Raw genomic sequence first — 16,991 nt, forward strand, 5'->3', positions numbered from 1 at the left:
CTTCAGGGCTGATTGTTCTGGGCCTTGAGCAGGTCACGGATCTCGCTCAACAGCTCTTCTTCCTTGGTTGGAACCGGCGGCAGGGTGGGCGCCACGGCCTCCTCGCGTTTCAGACGGTTGATGGCTTTGACGCCCATGAAGATCGCGAAGGCGACGATGATGAAGTCGATCAGGCTCTGGATGAACTTGCCGTAGGCCAGCACCACCGCCGGGATATCGCCGTTGGCTGCCTTGAGGGTAACCGCCAGGTCACTGAAGTCCACCCCACCGATCAGCAGGCCGATTGGCGGCATCACCACGTCGCCGACAAACGATGAAACGATCTTGCCGAACGCGGCGCCGATGATGATACCGACGGCCATGTCGACCACATTACCTTTGACCGCGAAGGCCTTGAACTCACTTATCACGCCCATAGGTTATTTCCTTGTTACAGATGAGGTTGGTGAACGCAGTGTAAATCAGCAAATCCTGTCCTGCTCGAAACGCCTTCTTACAATGCCCGTGTTTATCGACACATTTGCAGGCATTTAGTTTGCAAAGTGCCAGCAATCGCGCGCGATCTACGCGCTAACGGGCTGATTAGCCACACAATTCTCTGAATCATCGCATTACGTTCTTTCTATTTATGTTCTGCGCTCCGGGCCACTAGCCTCTGGGCAGCGCACTTGGAGTGCGCCTTGAAAACAGAGGAACCTGATATGACTTCCACCCTTGGCCTTGGGGCTTTCCCCCATCGGCGTACCCTTGGCGTATTAACCGCCAGCCTGCTGACCTTCTCCGTCCACGCTGCCCCCCTGACCCGCGATAACGGTGCTGCCGTCGGCGACAACCAGAATTCGCAAACCGCCGGTGCCAATGGCCCGGTGCTGCTACAGGACGTGCAACTGATCCAGAAGCTCCAACGCTTTGATCGCGAGCGCATTCCCGAGCGCGTCGTGCATGCCCGCGGCACCGGTGCCCACGGCACCTTTACCGTGACGGACGACCTGAGTGACCTGACCAAGGCCAAGGTGTTCGCTGGCGGTCAAAGCACGCCGGTGTTTGTGCGTTTCTCGGCGGTCGTCCACGGCAACCATTCGCCAGAAACCCTGCGTGACCCCCGGGGCTTTGCGACCAAGTTCTATACGGCGGACGGCAACTGGGACCTGGTCGGCAACAATTTTCCGACCTTCTTCATTCGTGATGCCATCAAATTCCCGGACATGGTCCACGCCTTCAAGCCGGACCCACGTACCAACCTGGACGATGATGCCCGCCGCTTCGATTTCTTTTCCCATGTTCCAGAAGCCACTCGCACGCTGACGGAGTTGTATTCCAATTCCGGTACACCCGCCAGTTATCGGGAAATGGACGGTAACGGTGTTCATGCTTACAAGTTAGTTAATGCCAAGGGTGAAGTTCACTACGTGAAGTTTCACTGGAAAAGTCTGCAGGGGATTAATAATCTCGATCCAAAAGCAGTAACCAACGTTCAAGGTCGAGACTACAGTCATATGACTAATGATTTGGTGTCTCATATTAACAAGGGTAACTTTCCAAAATGGGACTTGTACGTCCAGGTGTTAAATCCTAAAGACTTGTACAAGTTTGATTTCGATCCATTGGACGCAACCAAAATCTGGCCCGGAGTTCCTGAGCGAAAAGTTGGACAAATGGTGTTGAACCGAAATCCGGCAAATGTCTTCCAGGAAACAGAACAAGTTGCCATGGCACCGGCCAATCTTGTTCCTGGCATCGAACCTTCCGAAGATCGCTTATTACAAGGACGGGTGTTCTCTTATGCCGATACTCAACTGTATCGCCTGGGCGCCAATGCACTGCAATTGCCAATCAATGCACCCAAGGTCGCCGTGAACAACGGTAATCAGGATGGCGCGATGAACATCGGCCATAGCAGCAGCGGCGTGAATTATCAGCCGAGCCGTTTGCTGCCTCGTGACGAGTCGCAAACCGCACGTTACAGCCAGTCGGCCCTGTCGGGCAGCACGCAGCAGGCGAAGATCCAGCGTGAGCAGAACTTCAAGCAAGCCGGCGATCTGTATCGCTCGTTCAGCAAGAAAGAACGCAAGGACCTGATCGAGAGCTTCGGCGGCTCACTGGCCACCACCGATGACGAGAGCAAGCACATCATCCTGTCCTTCCTTTATAAGGCCGACCCGGAATACGGGAGCGGCGTGACCAAGGTGGCCAAGGGTGATCTGGGCCGGGTCAAGGCACTGGCGGCCAAGCTGGCGGACTGATCGCGTTTGCCTGAAAAAGCGGGGCCTCTGACGAGGTCCCGTCAGACCAAGGAGATTGCCATGCGTTTTTGCCTATCGCTGTTTCTGGCGTGCGTGTGTTTCAGCGTATTCGGCGCGCCGGCCGAAGATCCCGCAGCGCTGAAGGCTCAACTGAAAAATTATTACTTCGACGCCGCCCGCCGTGGCGATGTGCCGATGCTCGATACCTTCATTGAGGCTGGTTACGCCCTCGATACCCGCGACAGCAAGGGTTACACCGCGCTGATTCTTGCGGCCTATCACGGCCAGGCAGCCGCCGTGGACCGTTTGCTCGCGGCAGGGGCCGATGCCTGCGCGCAGGATCAGCGCGGCAACACCGCCCTGATGGGCGCCATTTTCAAGGGCGAAATCCAGATCGCCAAAACCCTGTTGGCCGCCCATTGCAGCCCCGACCAACGTAACGGCGCTGGCCAGACGGCCGCGATGTACGCGGGACTGTTCAAGCGAGTCGAATTGCTGGATGAGCTCAAGGCCAAGGGCGCCGACCTGAATGCCGAAGATCCGTTGGGCAACAGCGCCGCGCGTCTGGCCAACGGTGAAATCCGCACAGCGGTGCCGCGCTGATCCGCGTCAGCTGAGCTATCATCGCGGTTTTTGCCGGGAGTTCAGATGGCCAAGGCCAAGCGCATGTACGGCTGCACCGAGTGCGGCTCAACCTTCCCCAAGTGGGCCGGCCAGTGCGGCGAGTGCGGGGCCTGGAACACGCTGACCGAAACCATGGTCGAGAGCGGCGGTGCCGCAGCACCCAGCGGTCGCACCGGTTGGACCGGCCAGCAGGCTCAGATCAAGACCCTGGCCGAAGTCAGCGTCGAAGAGATTCCGCGCTTCTCCACCGCGTCCAGTGAACTCGATCGGGTGTTGGGCGGTGGCCTGGTGGATGGTTCGGTGGTGCTGATCGGCGGTGATCCGGGCATCGGCAAGTCGACCATTCTCCTGCAAACCTTGTGCAACCTCGCCAAAGTCATGCCGGCGCTGTACGTCACCGGTGAAGAATCCCAGCAGCAGGTGGCCATGCGCGCCCGACGTCTGGGCCTGCCGCAGGATCAGCTGCGGGTGATGACCGAAACCTGCATCGAAACCATCATTGCCACCGCCCGGGTCGAAAAGCCCAAGGTCATGGTGATCGACTCCATTCAGACCATCTTCACCGAACAACTGCAATCGGCACCGGGCGGCGTGTCGCAGGTGAGGGAAAGTGCCGCGTTGCTGGTGCGGTATGCCAAGCAGAGCGGCACGGCGATTTTCCTGGTCGGCCACGTGACAAAAGAAGGCGCCTTGGCCGGGCCGCGCGTGCTGGAGCACATGGTCGATACGGTGCTGTATTTCGAAGGCGAATCCGATGGACGGCTGCGTCTGTTGCGCGCGGTGAAAAACCGTTTCGGCGCTGTCAACGAGTTGGGCGTTTTCGGCATGACCGACAAGGGCCTGAAAGAAGTCTCCAACCCGTCAGCGATTTTTCTCACTCGTGCGCAGGAAGAAGTGCCGGGCAGCGTGGTCATGGCGACGTGGGAAGGAACGCGGCCGATGCTGGTGGAAGTCCAGGCGCTGGTGGATGACAGCCATTTGGCGAACCCGCGTCGGGTCACGCTGGGGCTGGATCAGAATCGTCTGGCGATGTTGCTCGCGGTGCTGCATCGTCACGGCGGGATTCCGACCCACGATCAGGACGTCTTCCTCAACGTGGTCGGTGGGGTGAAGGTGCTGGAAACGGCCTCCGACCTGGCGCTGATGGCGGCGGTCATGTCCAGTTTGCGCAACCGCCCGCTGCCCCATGATTTGCTGGTGTTCGGTGAAGTCGGGCTGTCGGGCGAAGTGCGCCCGGTGCCGAGTGGCCAGGAACGCTTGAAGGAAGCCGCCAAGCACGGCTTCAAACGCGCCATCGTGCCCAAGGGCAATGCGCCCAAGGAAGCGCCGCCGGGGTTGCAGATTATTGCCGTGACCCGTCTGGAGCAGGCCCTCGACGCATTGTTCGAGTAGTCGCAGGCAGCACACAATCCTGTGGGAGCGAGCCTGCTCGCGATAGCGATCTGACATTCAACATTTATGTCGACTGGCATTCCGCTTTCGCGAGCAAGCTCGCTTCACATTGGATCAGTGTTGAGCCTTCAGACTTCTATGAGCGCGCCCAATTCGCGCTCCAGTTCCTTGGGATCCCCCACGTTGAACTCGATCAACCGCCGCAGGCGTTCAATCGATTCCAGGCTGATGTGTTTGCAGACGAACCCGAGTTGACCATGATCATCGTGGGTCAACATCACATCCATCTTGATCTCGACGTCTTCGTTAAGATGAATATCCACCAGGAAATGCCAGTCCGGATTACCCAGCCACGGCTCGGGCTTCTCGATCAGCAGTCCCTTGAGTGACAGGTCGATCAGCTTCACCGGCCAGGTTAATTCCCCCTGGCTCAGCTCTGTTCTGGCATCGAACGCAATACGTTTGAAGCGGCGGCGATCGGCGGGGAGCTCACTCATGGCGCAATCCTCTTGATGTTCGCTGACTATAGACCGCCACGGTCAAAGCCTGCCAGTGAGGACAGTCCTCTAGACCAATGTCGGGGTATGGCCTTTGCCGTCAGGCGAGCTAAACTCGGGGTGGCTGTCTTTCTTGTCCACCCTGGCTGGAATCATAAAATGAAAAATAATAATAGCCTGCTACGCCATCTACCCTGGCTGCTGCTGGCAATCGTGGGAGCGTGCGCCCTTGGTGTCGTGGCATTGCGTCGAGGCGAGGCGATCAACGCCTTGTGGATTGTGGTTGCAGCCGTGGCCATTTATCTGGTTGCCTACCGTTACTACAGTCTGTTCATCGCCAACAATGTGATGCAACTCGACCCGCGACGGGCCACCCCCGCCGTGCTCAACAATGATGGTCTGGACTACGTCCCCACCAACAAACACATTCTTTTTGGTCACCACTTCGCCGCCATCGCTGGCGCGGGGCCGCTGGTCGGTCCGGTATTGGCTGCACAGATGGGCTATCTGCCCGGTACGCTGTGGCTGATTGCCGGCGTGGTGCTGGCCGGTGCGGTTCAGGACTTCATGGTCCTGTTCATGTCCACTCGCCGCAACGGCCGTTCCCTGGGCGACATGGTCCGTGAAGAAATGGGCCGCATCCCCGGGACCATTGCGCTGTTTGGCTGCTTCCTGATCATGATCATCATCCTCGCGGTGCTGGCATTGATTGTCGTGAAAGCTCTGGCCGAAAGTCCTTGGGGCATATTCACGGTGATGGCGACCATCCCGATCGCGATGTTCATGGGCATTTACATGCGCTACATCCGCCCGGGCCGCATTGGCGAAATCTCCGTGGTCGGGGTGCTGTTGCTGCTGGGCTCGATCTGGCTCGGTGGGCAGATTGCCGCCGATCCGGTCTGGGCCAAAGCCTTTACCTTCACTGGCGTACAGATTACGTGGATGCTGGTCGGTTATGGTTTTGTAGCCGCCTCGCTGCCGGTCTGGCTGATTCTGGCGCCGCGCGACTACCTCTCGACCTTCCTGAAAATCGGCACCATCGTGGCCTTGGCGATCGGCATCCTGATCACCATGCCTGAGCTGAAGATGCCGGCGCTGACCCAGTTCATCGACGGTACTGGCCCTGTGTGGAAGGGCGGTCTGTTTCCGTTCCTGTTTATTACCATCGCCTGTGGCGCGGTCTCGGGTTTCCACGCGCTGATCTCCTCCGGCACCACGCCGAAATTGCTGGATAACGAAGTCAACGCCCGTTACATCGGTTACGGCGGCATGCTGATGGAATCCTTCGTCGCCATCATGGCGATGGTGGCGGCTTCGGTGATCGAGCCAGGTGTGTATTTCGCCATGAACAGCCCGGCGGCAGTCGTCGGCAGCGATGTGGTGACCGTGGCCCAAACCGTCAGCAGCTGGGGCTTTGCAATCACCCCGGAAGCACTGCAAGCGGTGGCCAAGGACATCGGTGAAACCACGATCCTGGCCCGTGCCGGCGGTGCGCCGACCCTGGCGGTCGGTATCGCGCAGATCCTGCACAGTGTCCTGCCGGGTGAAAACACCATGGCGTTCTGGTATCACTTCGCGATTCTGTTTGAAGCGCTGTTCATCCTGACGGCTGTTGATGCCGGCACCCGTGCCGGGCGTTTCATGCTGCAGGACTTGCTCGGTTCCTTCGTGCCAGCACTGAAACGCACCGAGTCCTGGACCGCCAACCTGATCGCGACCGCTGGTTGTGTGGCGATGTGGGGCTGGTTGTTGTACCAGGGCGTCATCGATCCACTGGGCGGCATCAACACCTTGTGGCCGTTGTTCGGTATCTCCAACCAGATGCTGGCCGGTATCGCGCTGATGCTCGGCACCGTTGTGCTGATCAAAATGAAACGCCAACGTTACGTCTGGGTGACCATGCTGCCAGCCGTGTGGCTGCTGATCTGCACCACCACCGCCGGTTTCATCAAGCTGTTCGACGCCAACCCGGCGATCGGCTTCCTGTCGCTGGCGAAAAAATACAGCGATGCGCTGGCCAACGGTCAGATCCTCGCCCCGGCCAAGGACATCACTCAGATGCAGCACGTGATCTTCAACGCTTACACCAACGCAACGCTGACGGCGCTGTTCCTGTTCGTGGTCTTCAGCATCCTGTTCTATGCGCTCAAGGTCGGTATCTCCGCCTGGGGCAGCAAAGGACGCACGGATAAAGAAGCACCGTTCCAGGCGGTGCCGGATGCGTAATCGAGGATTGCACCATGTTCAATGACCTGAGTCGCCTCGGTAAATACCTCGGTCAGGCCGCGCGCCTGATGGTCGGCATGCCCGACTACGACAACTACGTCGAGCATATGCAAACCAAACACCCGGACAAACCGATGATGAGCTACGAGATGTTCTTCCGGGAACGCCAAGAGGCTCGTTACGGTGGCAAGGGTGGGCCGAAGTGCTGTTGACCCGGTTGTCGGGTTAACAACAATCCTTGTGGGAGCTAGCCTGCTAGCGATGGCGGCTGAACATTCAACATCACTGTTGATTGACAGTCCGCCATCGCTGGCAGGCTAGCTCCCACATTTGTTTTGTGTTGCTTTTTAATTTTGTGAAACAGGAGATTCCAGTTGTCCTCTCCCATCCCGGTAACCATCCTCAGCGGCTTCCTCGGCGCCGGTAAAACCACGCTGCTGCGCCACCTGCTCAAAGCCGAGCACGGCCTGAAAATCGCGGTGATCGAGAACGAATTCAGTGACGCCGGTATCGACACCCAGTTGTTGGGCGATGAACCGGTGCAAGTGATGACGCTGTCCAACGGCTGCGTCTGCTGCACCATCCACACCGACCTGACCAAGGCCTTGTACCTGCTGCTCGAACGCCTGGACAGCGGCGAAATCGCCTTTGACCGTCTGGTGATCGAATGCACCGGCCTGGCCGACCCGGCGCCAGTGGCGCAAACCTTTTTCATCGATGAAGAGCTGCGCGAGCGTTACATCCTCGACGGCATCATCACCCTGGTAGACGCGGCGCACGCCGACACTCACCTGACGCAAACCATCGCCCAGGCGCAAATCGGTTTTGCCGACCGCTTGCTGGTGAGCAAGCGCGATCTGGTGGACGAAGCGACGTTTACCGCGTTGAGCGAGCGCCTGACCCGCATCAACCGTCGCGCGCCGATTCGAGTGGTCGAACACGGCAAGATCGACCTGGCCGAATTGCTCGACGTGCGCGGTTTCAACCTGAATGCCGACCTCGGCGGCGTCAGCCTGCGTCCGGTGACCAAGGCACCCTCCATCGACCGGATCTCCAGCCTGGTGCTGCGCACCGACAAGCCGCTGGATATCGACAAGCTCAGCGAGTTCATGAACGAGCTGCTGGAAGACCATGGCAAGCAATTGCTGCGCTACAAAGGTGTATTGAGCATTGTGGGCGAGCCGCGGCGCATGGTGTTTCAGGGCGTGTTGAAGCTTTACGGATTCGACTGGGACACGGATTGGGCAGAGGACGAGGCGCGCGAAAGCGTGATCGTGTTCATTGCCGATGATTTGCCGGAAGAGAAAATCCGTGAGGGGTTTGCGCGGGTGGCGGCGGATTGAAAGAGTGTGTTCATCGGTGATGACGCCTTTGCGGGCAAGCCTCGCTCCTACAGGTTCTGCGTAGCCCTTGTAGGCGCGAGGCTTGCCCGTGAAGGCGATCTAACCGGCAACACGATTTTTGCCAGGGATGGGTACCGGATCTAGCAACATCTGTTCAAGAATATCGAGGTGGCGGTTTAGCAAAGCCTCGGCAGTCACCGCATCCCCACGCTCCAGCGCATTGATAATGTCCTCATGCCACGCGCAAGGGGCCTCCATCTGCGCATCAAACTGCGCAATCGCCAATGAAGTCAGCGGCACCAGGCTGCCAAGAAAATGCGCCAATGGTGCATTTCCCGCCATTTCCGCCAACAGCAAATGAAACTCCCCAGACAACCGGATCGCCGGGCCGCGCTCTGTACAGTGGCGTTCGCGTTCAAGCAGGGCATGCAGGCGGTTCAAGGGTTGCGCACGAGGTTGTCGGCAGGCCAGCCGCACCAAGGTGGTCTCGGTCAGTCGTCGGGCATGCAGCGTCTGCCGAGTCTGTTCTGCATCGAGCGTGGCAACGCGAGGCCGATGGTTCGCCCGAAGGACGATGATTTGCTGATGAGACAGACGCGTCAGCACGCCACGAATGTCACTGCGTCGAACGCTGAACATCCGCGCCAGGCTTTCCTCGGTAAAGCGGCTGGACGCATTTAGGCGCTGTTCGAGAATGGCGTCGAAGATCCGCGAATAGAGATCTTCCGCCCGCGGTGGAAGGGGCAGGGCAGTGAGTGTTTGCGGTGAAGCGAAGCTGTTCATGGCCTGTCTCCGGTTCGAAGAAGTTTTAACTGCCGAAGTTGTCGTCTGGAATATTCAGTTCAATGCCCATCCGCTGGCCTTCCCGAAGGATGTGCCGACGCATCTCGGCACTGGCCTGGGCGCTGTTTTTGCTGCGAATCGCGCGCACCACGGCTTCGTTCTCCTCAAGGCGCTCAGCCAGATGCTCGGGGGAGTTGCGCAGCACCTCGGCGCTTTGCTTGAGGGCATTGCTGGTCTGCTGCACCACGCTCTGGAAAATCGGGTTCGAGGTCAGCGTGAACAGTTCTTCGTGGAACGCGATGTAGGCGTTCACCCCGGCCTCGCTGTCGTTGGCCTCCAGCGCTTCGCGCATGTCCATCAAGGTCAGGCGCAGTTGCCCGACCTCCTTGCTGCTGATCGACTGCGCGACCAGGCCGACGATGAACGGCTCGAGGGTGTAGCGCAGTTGCAAGACATCTTCCAGGCTGGCGCCGGCGACCGCGCTGTCGTGGCTTTGGCTGTCGCTGAGATGGGCGTCCAGCACCACCACGCCTTTGCCGGGCATCGAGCGCACCAGGCCAAGGGTTTCCAGCACGATCACCGCTTCACGCAGGCTCGGGCGGCTGATGCCCAGTTGTTCGGCCAGCTCACGCTGCCCAGGCAGCATTTCGCCGGAGCGCCACTGACCACGGGCCAAAGCGGCCCGGAGTTTTTCTACGACTGAGTTCACAACGGTCGACGAGGTAATCACTGTTCGCTCCATGAGCATCCAAAACGGTTGTTGACCGTGCCTGCCCGAAGACAGGCACGGCGTTTATTCAGAATTCCTGCTGATGTGCCGGGGCGACGGGTTTTCTCGGCTGGAAGGTATACCCCACCTGGCCGGAAAGCACTTTGTTCGCCCGTTGAATATCGATATCCTTCTCCCAGCGGGCGATGGCCACGGTGGCGACGCAGTTGCCGATCAGGTTGGTCAGCGCCCGGCCGATGCCCATGAACCAGTCCACCGCCAGCACCAATACCAGGCCGACCACCGGAATCGCCGGGATCGCCGTGAGTGTCGCTGCCAGAATCACCAGCGCCGAACCGGGAATCCCGTGGGCCCCTTTTGAGGTAATCAGCGAGACCAGCAGAATCGTCAGCAAGTCGGTCATGGCCAGCGGCGTGCCGGTGGCGTTGGCGATGAAGACGATGGCGAGGGTCAGGTAGATCGAGAACCCGTCGAGGTTGAACGAGTAACCCGTCGGAATCACCAACCCCACCGTCGAACTGCCGATGCCCAGGTGCTCAAGCTTGCGCATGATTTGTGGCAGCACGGCGTCGGACGAAGCGGTGCCCATGACGATCAGCAGTTCTTCGCGCAGGTACTTGAGCAACGGCCACATCTTCAGGCCCGAAAGGCGCATCACCAGGCCGAGAATCAATGTCACAAACGCCACGCAGGTCAGGTAAAACAGGCCGACCAGGCTGCCCAGGTGTTGCAGGGAATCCAGGCCATATTTGCTGGTGGTGAAGGCGATGGCGCCGAACACGCCGATCGGCGCCAGGCGCACGATCATGCCCATGATGCGGAAGATTACGTGGCTCAGCTCATTGATCAGCCGGGAAATACCCGATGCTGCTTCGCCCACCAGGTTCAGCGCACTGCCGAACAGCACTGAAAACAGCAGGACTTGCAGGATGTTGTTCTCCGCGAAGGCGCCGATGACCGAGGTGGGGATCAGGTTCATCAAGAACTGGGAGGTGGTTTGCATGTGCTGGCCGCGCTGGGCGATGTCGCCCATGTCGGCAGCGGAAAGCTGATCCAGATGAATGTTCGCGCCGCTGCCGATGCCGGTGGTGAATGCGAACACCAGACCAATCACCAGGGCGATGGTGGTCAGGATTTCGAAGTAGATCACCGATTTCAGGCCGATGCGCCCGACCTTCTTCAAGTCGCCGGCACCGCTGATGCCGCTGACCACTACGCAGAACACAATCAGGCCGATGAGCATCTTGATCAGTTTGATGAAGCCATCGCCGAGCGGTTTGAGCTGGGCGGAGTATTCAGGAAGGGTCAGCCCGCAGACGATGCCGAGCACCAGTCCGAGAACCACTTGGAGGAAGATTGAACGCGAGCACCATCTGAGCATGGGAGGAATCCTGGTCGGTGTCCTGGCTGCCGTGCGCTTGAGTGGGCGCATCAGATTCAGGACTTAATTATTGTGGTCTTACCGGTATGTCCAGTGCAGGCGCAGTCTAGGCGCTGTTTTTGGGTGATCGCAAGCGGAAATTGCATAATTGGCATGACCGGTCTGACCAGTGGTGCCGGCTCCTACAAATCCAGGGCGAAAAAAAACCGGCCATCACGTGGCCGGTTTTTTATGGCTGCGGTTTAGCGCCGCAATTAAGCGCCGTACACCGGCAGCTTCTTGCAGATGGCCTTGACCTTCTCACGAACGGCGTCGATCACCGCTTCGTTGTTCAGGTCAGCCAGGATGTCGCAGATCCAGCCGGCCAGTTCTTTGCACTCTGCTTCCTTGAAGCCGCGAGTGGTCACAGCCGGAGTACCGAAGCGCAGGCCGGAGGTGACGAACGGGGAGCGTGGGTCGTTTGGCACGGAGTTCTTGTTCACGGTGATGAACGCTTTGCCCAGAGCGGCGTCGGCGTCTTTACCGGAGATTTCCTGCTTGATCAGCGACAGCAGGAACAGGTGGTTCTTGGTCCCGCCGGAAACCACATCGAAACCACGTTCGATGAACACTTCGGCCATGGCCTGGGCGTTTTTCACCACTTGTTGCTGGTAGGCCTTGAATTCAGGCTGCAGCGCTTCTTTGAAGCAGATCGCTTTGGCGGCGATCACGTGCTCCAGTGGGCCACCCTGGGCGCCCGGGAATACCGCGGAGTTCAGCTTCTTCTCGATGTCGGCGTTGGCGCGAGCCAGGATCAGGCCGCCACGTGGACCGCGCAGGGTCTTGTGCGTGGTGGTGGTCACGACGTCAGCGAACGGAACCGGGTTCGGGTAGACGCCAGCGGCGACCAGACCGGCCACGTGGGCCATGTCGACGAACAGGTAGGCACCGACCTTGTCAGCGATTTCGCGGAAACGCGGGAAGTCCAGAATCTGCGAGTAGGCAGAGAAACCGGCCACGATCATTTTTGGCTTGTGCTCAACCGCCAGACGCTCGACTTCGTCGTAGTCGATCAGGCCGTTGGCGTCGATGCCGTATTGAACGGCGTTGTACAGCTTGCCGGAGGAGGAAACGCTGGCGCCGTGGGTCAGGTGACCGCCGTGGGCCAGGCTCATGCCCAGGATGGTGTCGCCCGCTTGCAGCAGTGCCAGGTACACGGCGCTGTTGGCTTGGGAACCGGCGTGTGGCTGAACGTTGGCGTAATCGGCGCCGAACAGTTCTTTGGCGCGGTCGATGGCCAGTTGCTCAACCACGTCGACGAACTCGCAACCACCGTAGTAGCGCTTGCCCGGGTAGCCTTCGGCGTACTTGTTGGTCAGTACCGAGCCTTGAGCTTCCATCACCGCTGGGCTGGTGTAGTTTTCCGAAGCGATCAGCTCGATGTGTTCTTCCTGGCGCTGAGCTTCTTGCTCCATGGCGGCAAAAAGATCGGCGTCGTACTTGGCAATAGTCAAATCACGGCTGAACATGGCGGTCCTCAAGGATCGGGGCAGAAAAGGGGGGCATTCTAACTCAACCGCTTTTAGATGGCATATGAAAGGACATCATGTCGCAGACGAAAGGAATTCAGCTTCTAGCTGTAAGCCTCAAGCGGCAAGTCAAAAGCGGACCGGCCACTGCTTGAAGCTTGCCACTTGAAGCTTCCAGCTTTCTTCATGTTTGATTGATTGGAGCTGTTGGCTCCAATCAATCAAACATGAAGAGCGCATCATTGCTGAACTGCGCCTCAAACCGGCTCGCCGGCATCGGCCGGCCGAACAGATACCCCTGAACCTCATCGCAACCATGCTCACGCAGGAAATCGAGCTGCTCGTGGGTTTCCACGCCTTCGGCGATCACCGCCAGATTCAGGCTGTGGGCCATCGCAATGATCGCCCGGGCAATCTGCGCATCCTGTTCACCCGACGGCAGGCCATCTACGAAGGTGCGGTCGATTTTCAGCACGTCGATCGGGAATTGCTTGAGGTAGTTGAGCGAGGAATACCCGGTGCCGAAGTCATCGACCGCAATACTCAGGCCGAGGTTTTTCAATCCGGCGAGGATCTGCATCGCTTCGCTGACTTCGCGCATCAGGATACTCTCGGTCAGCTCCAGCTCCAGGCACGCCGGCGGCAGGCCGGTCTCCTTTAGGATGGTGGCAATCCGCGTCCCGAGTTGGCCGTCGGAGAATTGCCGGGCCGAAATGTTCACCGACACCTTAGGCACCCGCACCTTGGCCTGATGCCAGGTCTTGAGCTGACGGCAGGCTTCGCTGATCACCCAGTCACCGACATCCACCACCAGCCCGAGCTCTTCGAGCACCGGAATGAAATCCCCCGGCGGCACCAGGCCGCGACGTGGATGACGCCAGCGCAGCAGCGCTTCGGCGCCGGTCAGGCGTTTGCCGTCGCCGCTGAACTGCGGCTGGTAGTACAGAACGAATTCGTCTTGTTCCAGGGCATGGCGCAAGTCGCTTTCCAGCTCCAGGCGCTCCAGGGCGCTGGCGTTCATGTCCGCCTGATAGAACTGGAAGTTGTTCTTGCCGCGCTCCTTGGCGTGGTACATCGCGGTGTCGGCGTTTTTCATCAGCTGACTGAGTTCGTTGCCATCCTGCGGGCTCAGCGCGATGCCGATACTGGCGGTGACGAAGAACTCGCGGCCTTCCAGCACGAACGGTTTCACCAGGCTGGCGAGGATCTGCTCGGCGACATGGATCGCCCGGTTCAAGGCGACTTCACGGTTGGCCCGCGGTTGCAGCAACAAGGTGAATTCATCGCCGCCCATGCGCGCCACGGTGTCGTCATCATCGACGCAACCGAGCAGTCGCGTGGCCATTTCCTTGAGCATGCGGTCGCCGGCGGCGTGACCGAGGGAGTCGTTGATCGGCTTGAAACGGTCGAGGTCGAGGAACATCAGCACGACCCAGGACTTCTGCCGCTCGGCCGATTGCAGCGCGGTGTGCAGGCGGTCCTGGAACAGCGTGCGGTTGGGCAGGTGAGTCAGGGCGTCGTAGTAGGCGAGACGGTGAATCCGCTGCTCACTGGCCTTGCGCTCGCTGATGTCGCTGAAGAAGCACACGTAACTGGCCAGGTCACCTTCATCGTCGAGCACCGCCGTGATGCCGACCCAGGCCGGGTAATGCTCGCCGTTGCGCCGCTTGAGCCAGACTTCGCCTTCCCAGGTGCTGTTCTGATGCAGTTGTTTGAGCACATAACGCAGATGGGCTTCCTGCTGCTCGTCGACGGTCAGCATGTTTGGCAGTTGGTCCAGCACCTGCTCCACGGCATAACCGCTGACGCGACTGAACGCTTCGTTGGCCTGGACGATGTAGCCGGCCGGGTCGGTGATCAGGATCGCCGACGTCGAATGTTCGAAAACCGTGGCCGCCATGCGCAGGTCTTTTTCGGCCCGGCGTTGCTGGCTGATGTCGCGTCCGACGCCGAGCACGCCTTCGAAGGCCCCGTGTTCGTCCCAGACCAGCACCAGCCGTAGTTCGATCGGAATCTTGCGCCCGTCGGCCCGCAGGCAATCGAACAGGAACAGTTGGGTCTGCACCTGAGTGCGCAGCAGCGCCAGTTGCTCGGGTTTATCCAGCGCTTTGCTGACCCGATCCATCAGGCCGTAAATACCGGTCAGTTGCTGCGGGTTGGCGATGGTCGATTGCCAGCCGTTCTGGAAGATCCACTCGGCGTCGTAGCCCAGCACGGCATGCACCGACGGGCTGACGTAATTGAGTGCCATTTTGCTGTCGGTGGAGAAAATCACGTCGCTGATGCTTTCGGCGAGCATCCGGTAGCGCTGCTCGCTGTCACGCAGGGATTCACTGGCTTCGATCTGTTCGGTGATGTCCTTGGCCACGCCGATGATCCGCGTGACTTGATCGTGTTTGTCCCGCGCCAGTGCCTGTTCGCGAATGTCGAAACGCCGCCACTTGCCGTCGCGATGACGGAACCGCAACTGGCACTGCAGCAATTGGGTGTAACCCCCGTGGCGCTGGGCCTGGCGCGAGCGGTGGTAGTCATCGGCATCTTCGGGGTGCAGGAGGATTTCCCAGAAGTACTCGCCCATCTGGTGCAACTCGGTACGGTTGTAACCGAGGGTCTGGCCCAAGTGGTGGTTACTGAAAATCATCCGCTGGCTGATCACGTCCTGCACGTACAGGTGGTCCGGCACAGTGCGCACCACATCGGACCAGAACCCTTCGCGTTCCAGCAGCGACAGCTCGATGAGTTTACGGCTGGTAATGTCGGTGATGCTCAGGATCACCGCTTTATAGTCGGCGTAATCTTCCGGCAGGCGCAGCACCAGCCACAGGTGCTGGTCGCGGCCATTGAGGTCCTGGAGTTTGATTTCCAGCTCGAGCTGTCTCTGCTGGTTGAACACCGTTTCGATCACTTGGTGGCCGATGGCGGTGCCGTCCAGCGGGCAGCCGTCAATCAACAGTTTCCAGGCCTGAGCGCAGGAGTTGACGTTGAGCAGTTGCAGGGCGACCTGGTTGACCTCGGTGACGCGCAGTTCCTGGAGCAGTTGCTGGCGTTGCTCCGGTATGTCGAGCCACGCCTTGAGTTGCTCGCTGCTGTGCAGTTGGGCTTTGTCGAAGAAGGTCTTGAGCCCGGAGACGTCCAGTACGCACAGGGCAACGCCCGTGCCTTCGAAAATATCGTGATAGCGGCGGCGGCCTTCATGCAACTGGCGCTGACGGCGGCGAATGTTCAGCAACACGATGAACGGCAGCAGGGAGAAGGCCAGGCCCAGCAGGCATTTGCCGATGAATGCCGGCAACAGTTGTTCGAGCACTTGCTGGCGATCGAACAGTCCGCGCAGTTGCCAATCGCTGCTGCTCAGGGGCACTGTGAGCACACTTTTGGCCAGATCGTCGGGGGATAACGCGCTCGGTTTGACCGAAGGCGACGCTTCATCGCGGCTGATGATCTGGTGATTGACCCGGTTTTCCACCAGCCACAGCGGACGGATGCCGGCTTCGTTTTGTTTGGTCAGTGACGAGAAAAACGTCGGTGTCAGGCGCAGGGCCCAGTAGCCACGAGTGCTGCCGCTGGCTTGATGCAACAGCAGATGCACCACTGAACCGTCATCGGCATTGCTGAAATAGTGGGCCTGGGCGCGGCTGCGCCGGACCAGTTCACCCAGGTAATCGGCATCCTGGGCGTCGGCGGCGCTGTCACTGAGGACTTTGCCGGAAGGACTGAGTAGCGCCAGGCTGCGCAGGTCAGGCAGCGATTGTTGCAGTTTGCGCAGTAGCGCCTGCTGTTCGTCGGCACTTTGCGGTTGTTCGACGATCGGTAGCAGGTTCAGTGCAATCTGGGCGTTGAGCGCCATGTTCAGGCTGACTTGCGCGGCCAGGTCGGCGGTGTAGTCGATGGTGTATTGCCGCTGGTGCTTCTGTGTTTCGCGCAGCTGATCCAGCAGCTGCCAGAACAGCAGGGCGAGCAACAACAGCACGAGTGTCGCCAGCGCACCCTTCAAGGATCCGCGCAGGGGCGCGCCGGTCGCAGGATGAGGTGCGCTCACGGACGAAGGCGGAGAGACATTGGACAAACTGTAATCCTGCGGTTTGGCTGGACTGGCGCGACGTGCACTATAAGCCGGACGCCCGGAGGGCGGCTAGCATGCCTTGTGTTGTGGCGAAGTGCCAGCCCCTACCGGCTGGACTGCCATCTGTCATTCAGGTAGCTTTGCCGGTTACGCGGGAGCGTTCCAGCTCCTAGACTCAGACTTTTTCAGCGCTCATGCATT

The 16,991-nt window shown here is 59.5% G+C and carries 13 protein-coding genes; 6 read left to right on the plus strand and 7 right to left on the minus strand.

Annotated features, from left to right (window positions below; genetic code table 11):
* Window positions 1-2: 2 nt before the first annotated feature.
* Window positions 3-416: a large-conductance mechanosensitive channel protein MscL gene (mscL, locus tag BLU63_RS14925; RefSeq protein WP_010467482.1), complete on the minus strand. Its 414-nt coding sequence runs from the start codon at window positions 414-416 to the stop codon at window positions 3-5.
* Window positions 417-701: 285 nt separating this feature from the next.
* On the opposite strand from mscL, the gene katB reads away from it, so the two are divergent.
* From katB to radA, 3 genes are read left to right on the plus strand one after another with little or no spacing between them, the layout of a single operon-like run.
* Window positions 702-2,243, plus strand: a complete 1,542-nt coding sequence (gene katB / locus BLU63_RS14930) for a catalase KatB (protein ID WP_077749408.1) — start codon at window positions 702-704, stop codon at window positions 2,241-2,243.
* A gap of 60 nt (window positions 2,244-2,303) precedes the next feature.
* The gene (locus tag BLU63_RS14935; RefSeq protein ID WP_083375714.1) at window positions 2,304-2,846 is read left to right on the plus strand and encodes an ankyrin repeat domain-containing protein; all 543 of its coding nucleotides are present in this window, start codon (window positions 2,304-2,306) and stop codon (window positions 2,844-2,846) included.
* Between the two features lie 45 nt (window positions 2,847-2,891).
* Entirely contained in the window at window positions 2,892-4,259 is a 1,368-nt protein-coding gene (gene radA, locus BLU63_RS14940) for a DNA repair protein RadA (RefSeq protein WP_010467488.1), read from the plus strand.
* Between the two features lie 128 nt (window positions 4,260-4,387).
* Here radA and BLU63_RS14945 read toward each other — a convergent pair whose 3' ends face one another.
* A complete protein-coding gene (locus tag BLU63_RS14945) occupies window positions 4,388-4,756 on the minus strand; it encodes a PilZ domain-containing protein (RefSeq protein ID WP_083375715.1) in 369 nt (122 codons plus the stop codon).
* Between the two features lie 159 nt (window positions 4,757-4,915).
* Between BLU63_RS14945 and BLU63_RS14950 the strand changes: the two genes are divergently transcribed.
* The 3 genes from BLU63_RS14950 to yjiA all read left to right on the plus strand — a co-directional run bounded on the left by BLU63_RS14950 (window position 4,916) and on the right by yjiA (window position 8,325).
* Window positions 4,916-6,982 (plus strand): carbon starvation CstA family protein, encoded by a 2,067-nt coding sequence (locus tag BLU63_RS14950; protein ID WP_077749404.1) that lies wholly within the window; start codon window positions 4,916-4,918, stop codon window positions 6,980-6,982.
* Window positions 6,983-6,996: 14 nt separating this feature from the next.
* The gene (locus tag BLU63_RS14955) at window positions 6,997-7,194 is read left to right on the plus strand and encodes a YbdD/YjiX family protein (protein ID WP_010467494.1); all 198 of its coding nucleotides are present in this window, start codon (window positions 6,997-6,999) and stop codon (window positions 7,192-7,194) included.
* A gap of 162 nt (window positions 7,195-7,356) precedes the next feature.
* On the plus strand, window positions 7,357-8,325 hold the full coding sequence (gene yjiA, locus BLU63_RS14960) for a GTPase (protein WP_083375716.1): 969 nt from the start codon (window positions 7,357-7,359) through the stop codon (window positions 8,323-8,325).
* A 99-nt stretch (window positions 8,326-8,424) separates the two neighbouring features.
* Here yjiA and BLU63_RS14965 read toward each other — a convergent pair whose 3' ends face one another.
* The 5 genes from BLU63_RS14965 to BLU63_RS14985 all read right to left on the minus strand — a co-directional run bounded on the left by BLU63_RS14965 (window position 8,425) and on the right by BLU63_RS14985 (window position 16,793).
* Window positions 8,425-9,108 (minus strand): GntR family transcriptional regulator, encoded by a 684-nt coding sequence (locus BLU63_RS14965; RefSeq protein WP_083375717.1) that lies wholly within the window; start codon window positions 9,106-9,108, stop codon window positions 8,425-8,427.
* A 25-nt stretch (window positions 9,109-9,133) separates the two neighbouring features.
* Entirely contained in the window at window positions 9,134-9,838 is a 705-nt protein-coding gene (locus BLU63_RS14970) for a FadR/GntR family transcriptional regulator (RefSeq protein ID WP_010467500.1), read from the minus strand.
* 67 nt (window positions 9,839-9,905) lie between these two features.
* Window positions 9,906-11,219, minus strand: a complete 1,314-nt coding sequence (locus BLU63_RS14975) for a C4-dicarboxylate transporter DctA (protein ID WP_010467502.1) — start codon at window positions 11,217-11,219, stop codon at window positions 9,906-9,908.
* Window positions 11,220-11,473: 254 nt separating this feature from the next.
* On the minus strand, window positions 11,474-12,727 hold the full coding sequence (gene glyA / locus BLU63_RS14980) for a serine hydroxymethyltransferase (protein ID WP_077749401.1): 1,254 nt from the start codon (window positions 12,725-12,727) through the stop codon (window positions 11,474-11,476).
* A 217-nt stretch (window positions 12,728-12,944) separates the two neighbouring features.
* On the minus strand, window positions 12,945-16,793 hold the full coding sequence (locus BLU63_RS14985) for a sensor domain-containing protein (RefSeq protein WP_083375718.1): 3,849 nt from the start codon (window positions 16,791-16,793) through the stop codon (window positions 12,945-12,947).
* Window positions 16,794-16,991 lie beyond the last annotated feature (198 nt).

It is taken from the genome of Pseudomonas mandelii (assembly GCF_900106065.1).
Classification (GTDB): Bacteria; Pseudomonadota; Gammaproteobacteria; order Pseudomonadales; family Pseudomonadaceae; genus Aquipseudomonas; species Aquipseudomonas mandelii.

Bases quoted from the DNA above. Each gene is read 5' to 3' on its own strand.
- BLU63_RS14935 (WP_083375714.1), top strand. From the start codon at position 2,304: ATGCGTTTTTGCCTATCGCTGTTTCTGGCGTGCGTGTGTTTCAGCGTA.
- BLU63_RS14950 (WP_077749404.1), top strand. From the start codon at position 4,916: ATGAAAAATAATAATAGCCTGCTACGCCATCTACCCTGGCTGCTGCTG.
- BLU63_RS14965 (WP_083375717.1), bottom strand. From the start codon at position 9,108: ATGAACAGCTTCGCTTCACCGCAAACACTCACTGCCCTGCCCCTTCCA.
- radA (WP_010467488.1), top strand. From the start codon at position 2,892: ATGGCCAAGGCCAAGCGCATGTACGGCTGCACCGAGTGCGGCTCAACC.
- mscL (WP_010467482.1), bottom strand. From the start codon at position 416: ATGGGCGTGATAAGTGAGTTCAAGGCCTTCGCGGTCAAAGGTAATGTG.
- BLU63_RS14955 (WP_010467494.1), top strand. From the start codon at position 6,997: ATGTTCAATGACCTGAGTCGCCTCGGTAAATACCTCGGTCAGGCCGCG.
- katB (WP_077749408.1), top strand. From the start codon at position 702: ATGACTTCCACCCTTGGCCTTGGGGCTTTCCCCCATCGGCGTACCCTT.
- glyA (WP_077749401.1), bottom strand. From the start codon at position 12,727: ATGTTCAGCCGTGATTTGACTATTGCCAAGTACGACGCCGATCTTTTT.
- BLU63_RS14945 (WP_083375715.1), bottom strand. From the start codon at position 4,756: ATGAGTGAGCTCCCCGCCGATCGCCGCCGCTTCAAACGTATTGCGTTC.
- BLU63_RS14975 (WP_010467502.1), bottom strand. From the start codon at position 11,219: ATGCTCAGATGGTGCTCGCGTTCAATCTTCCTCCAAGTGGTTCTCGGA.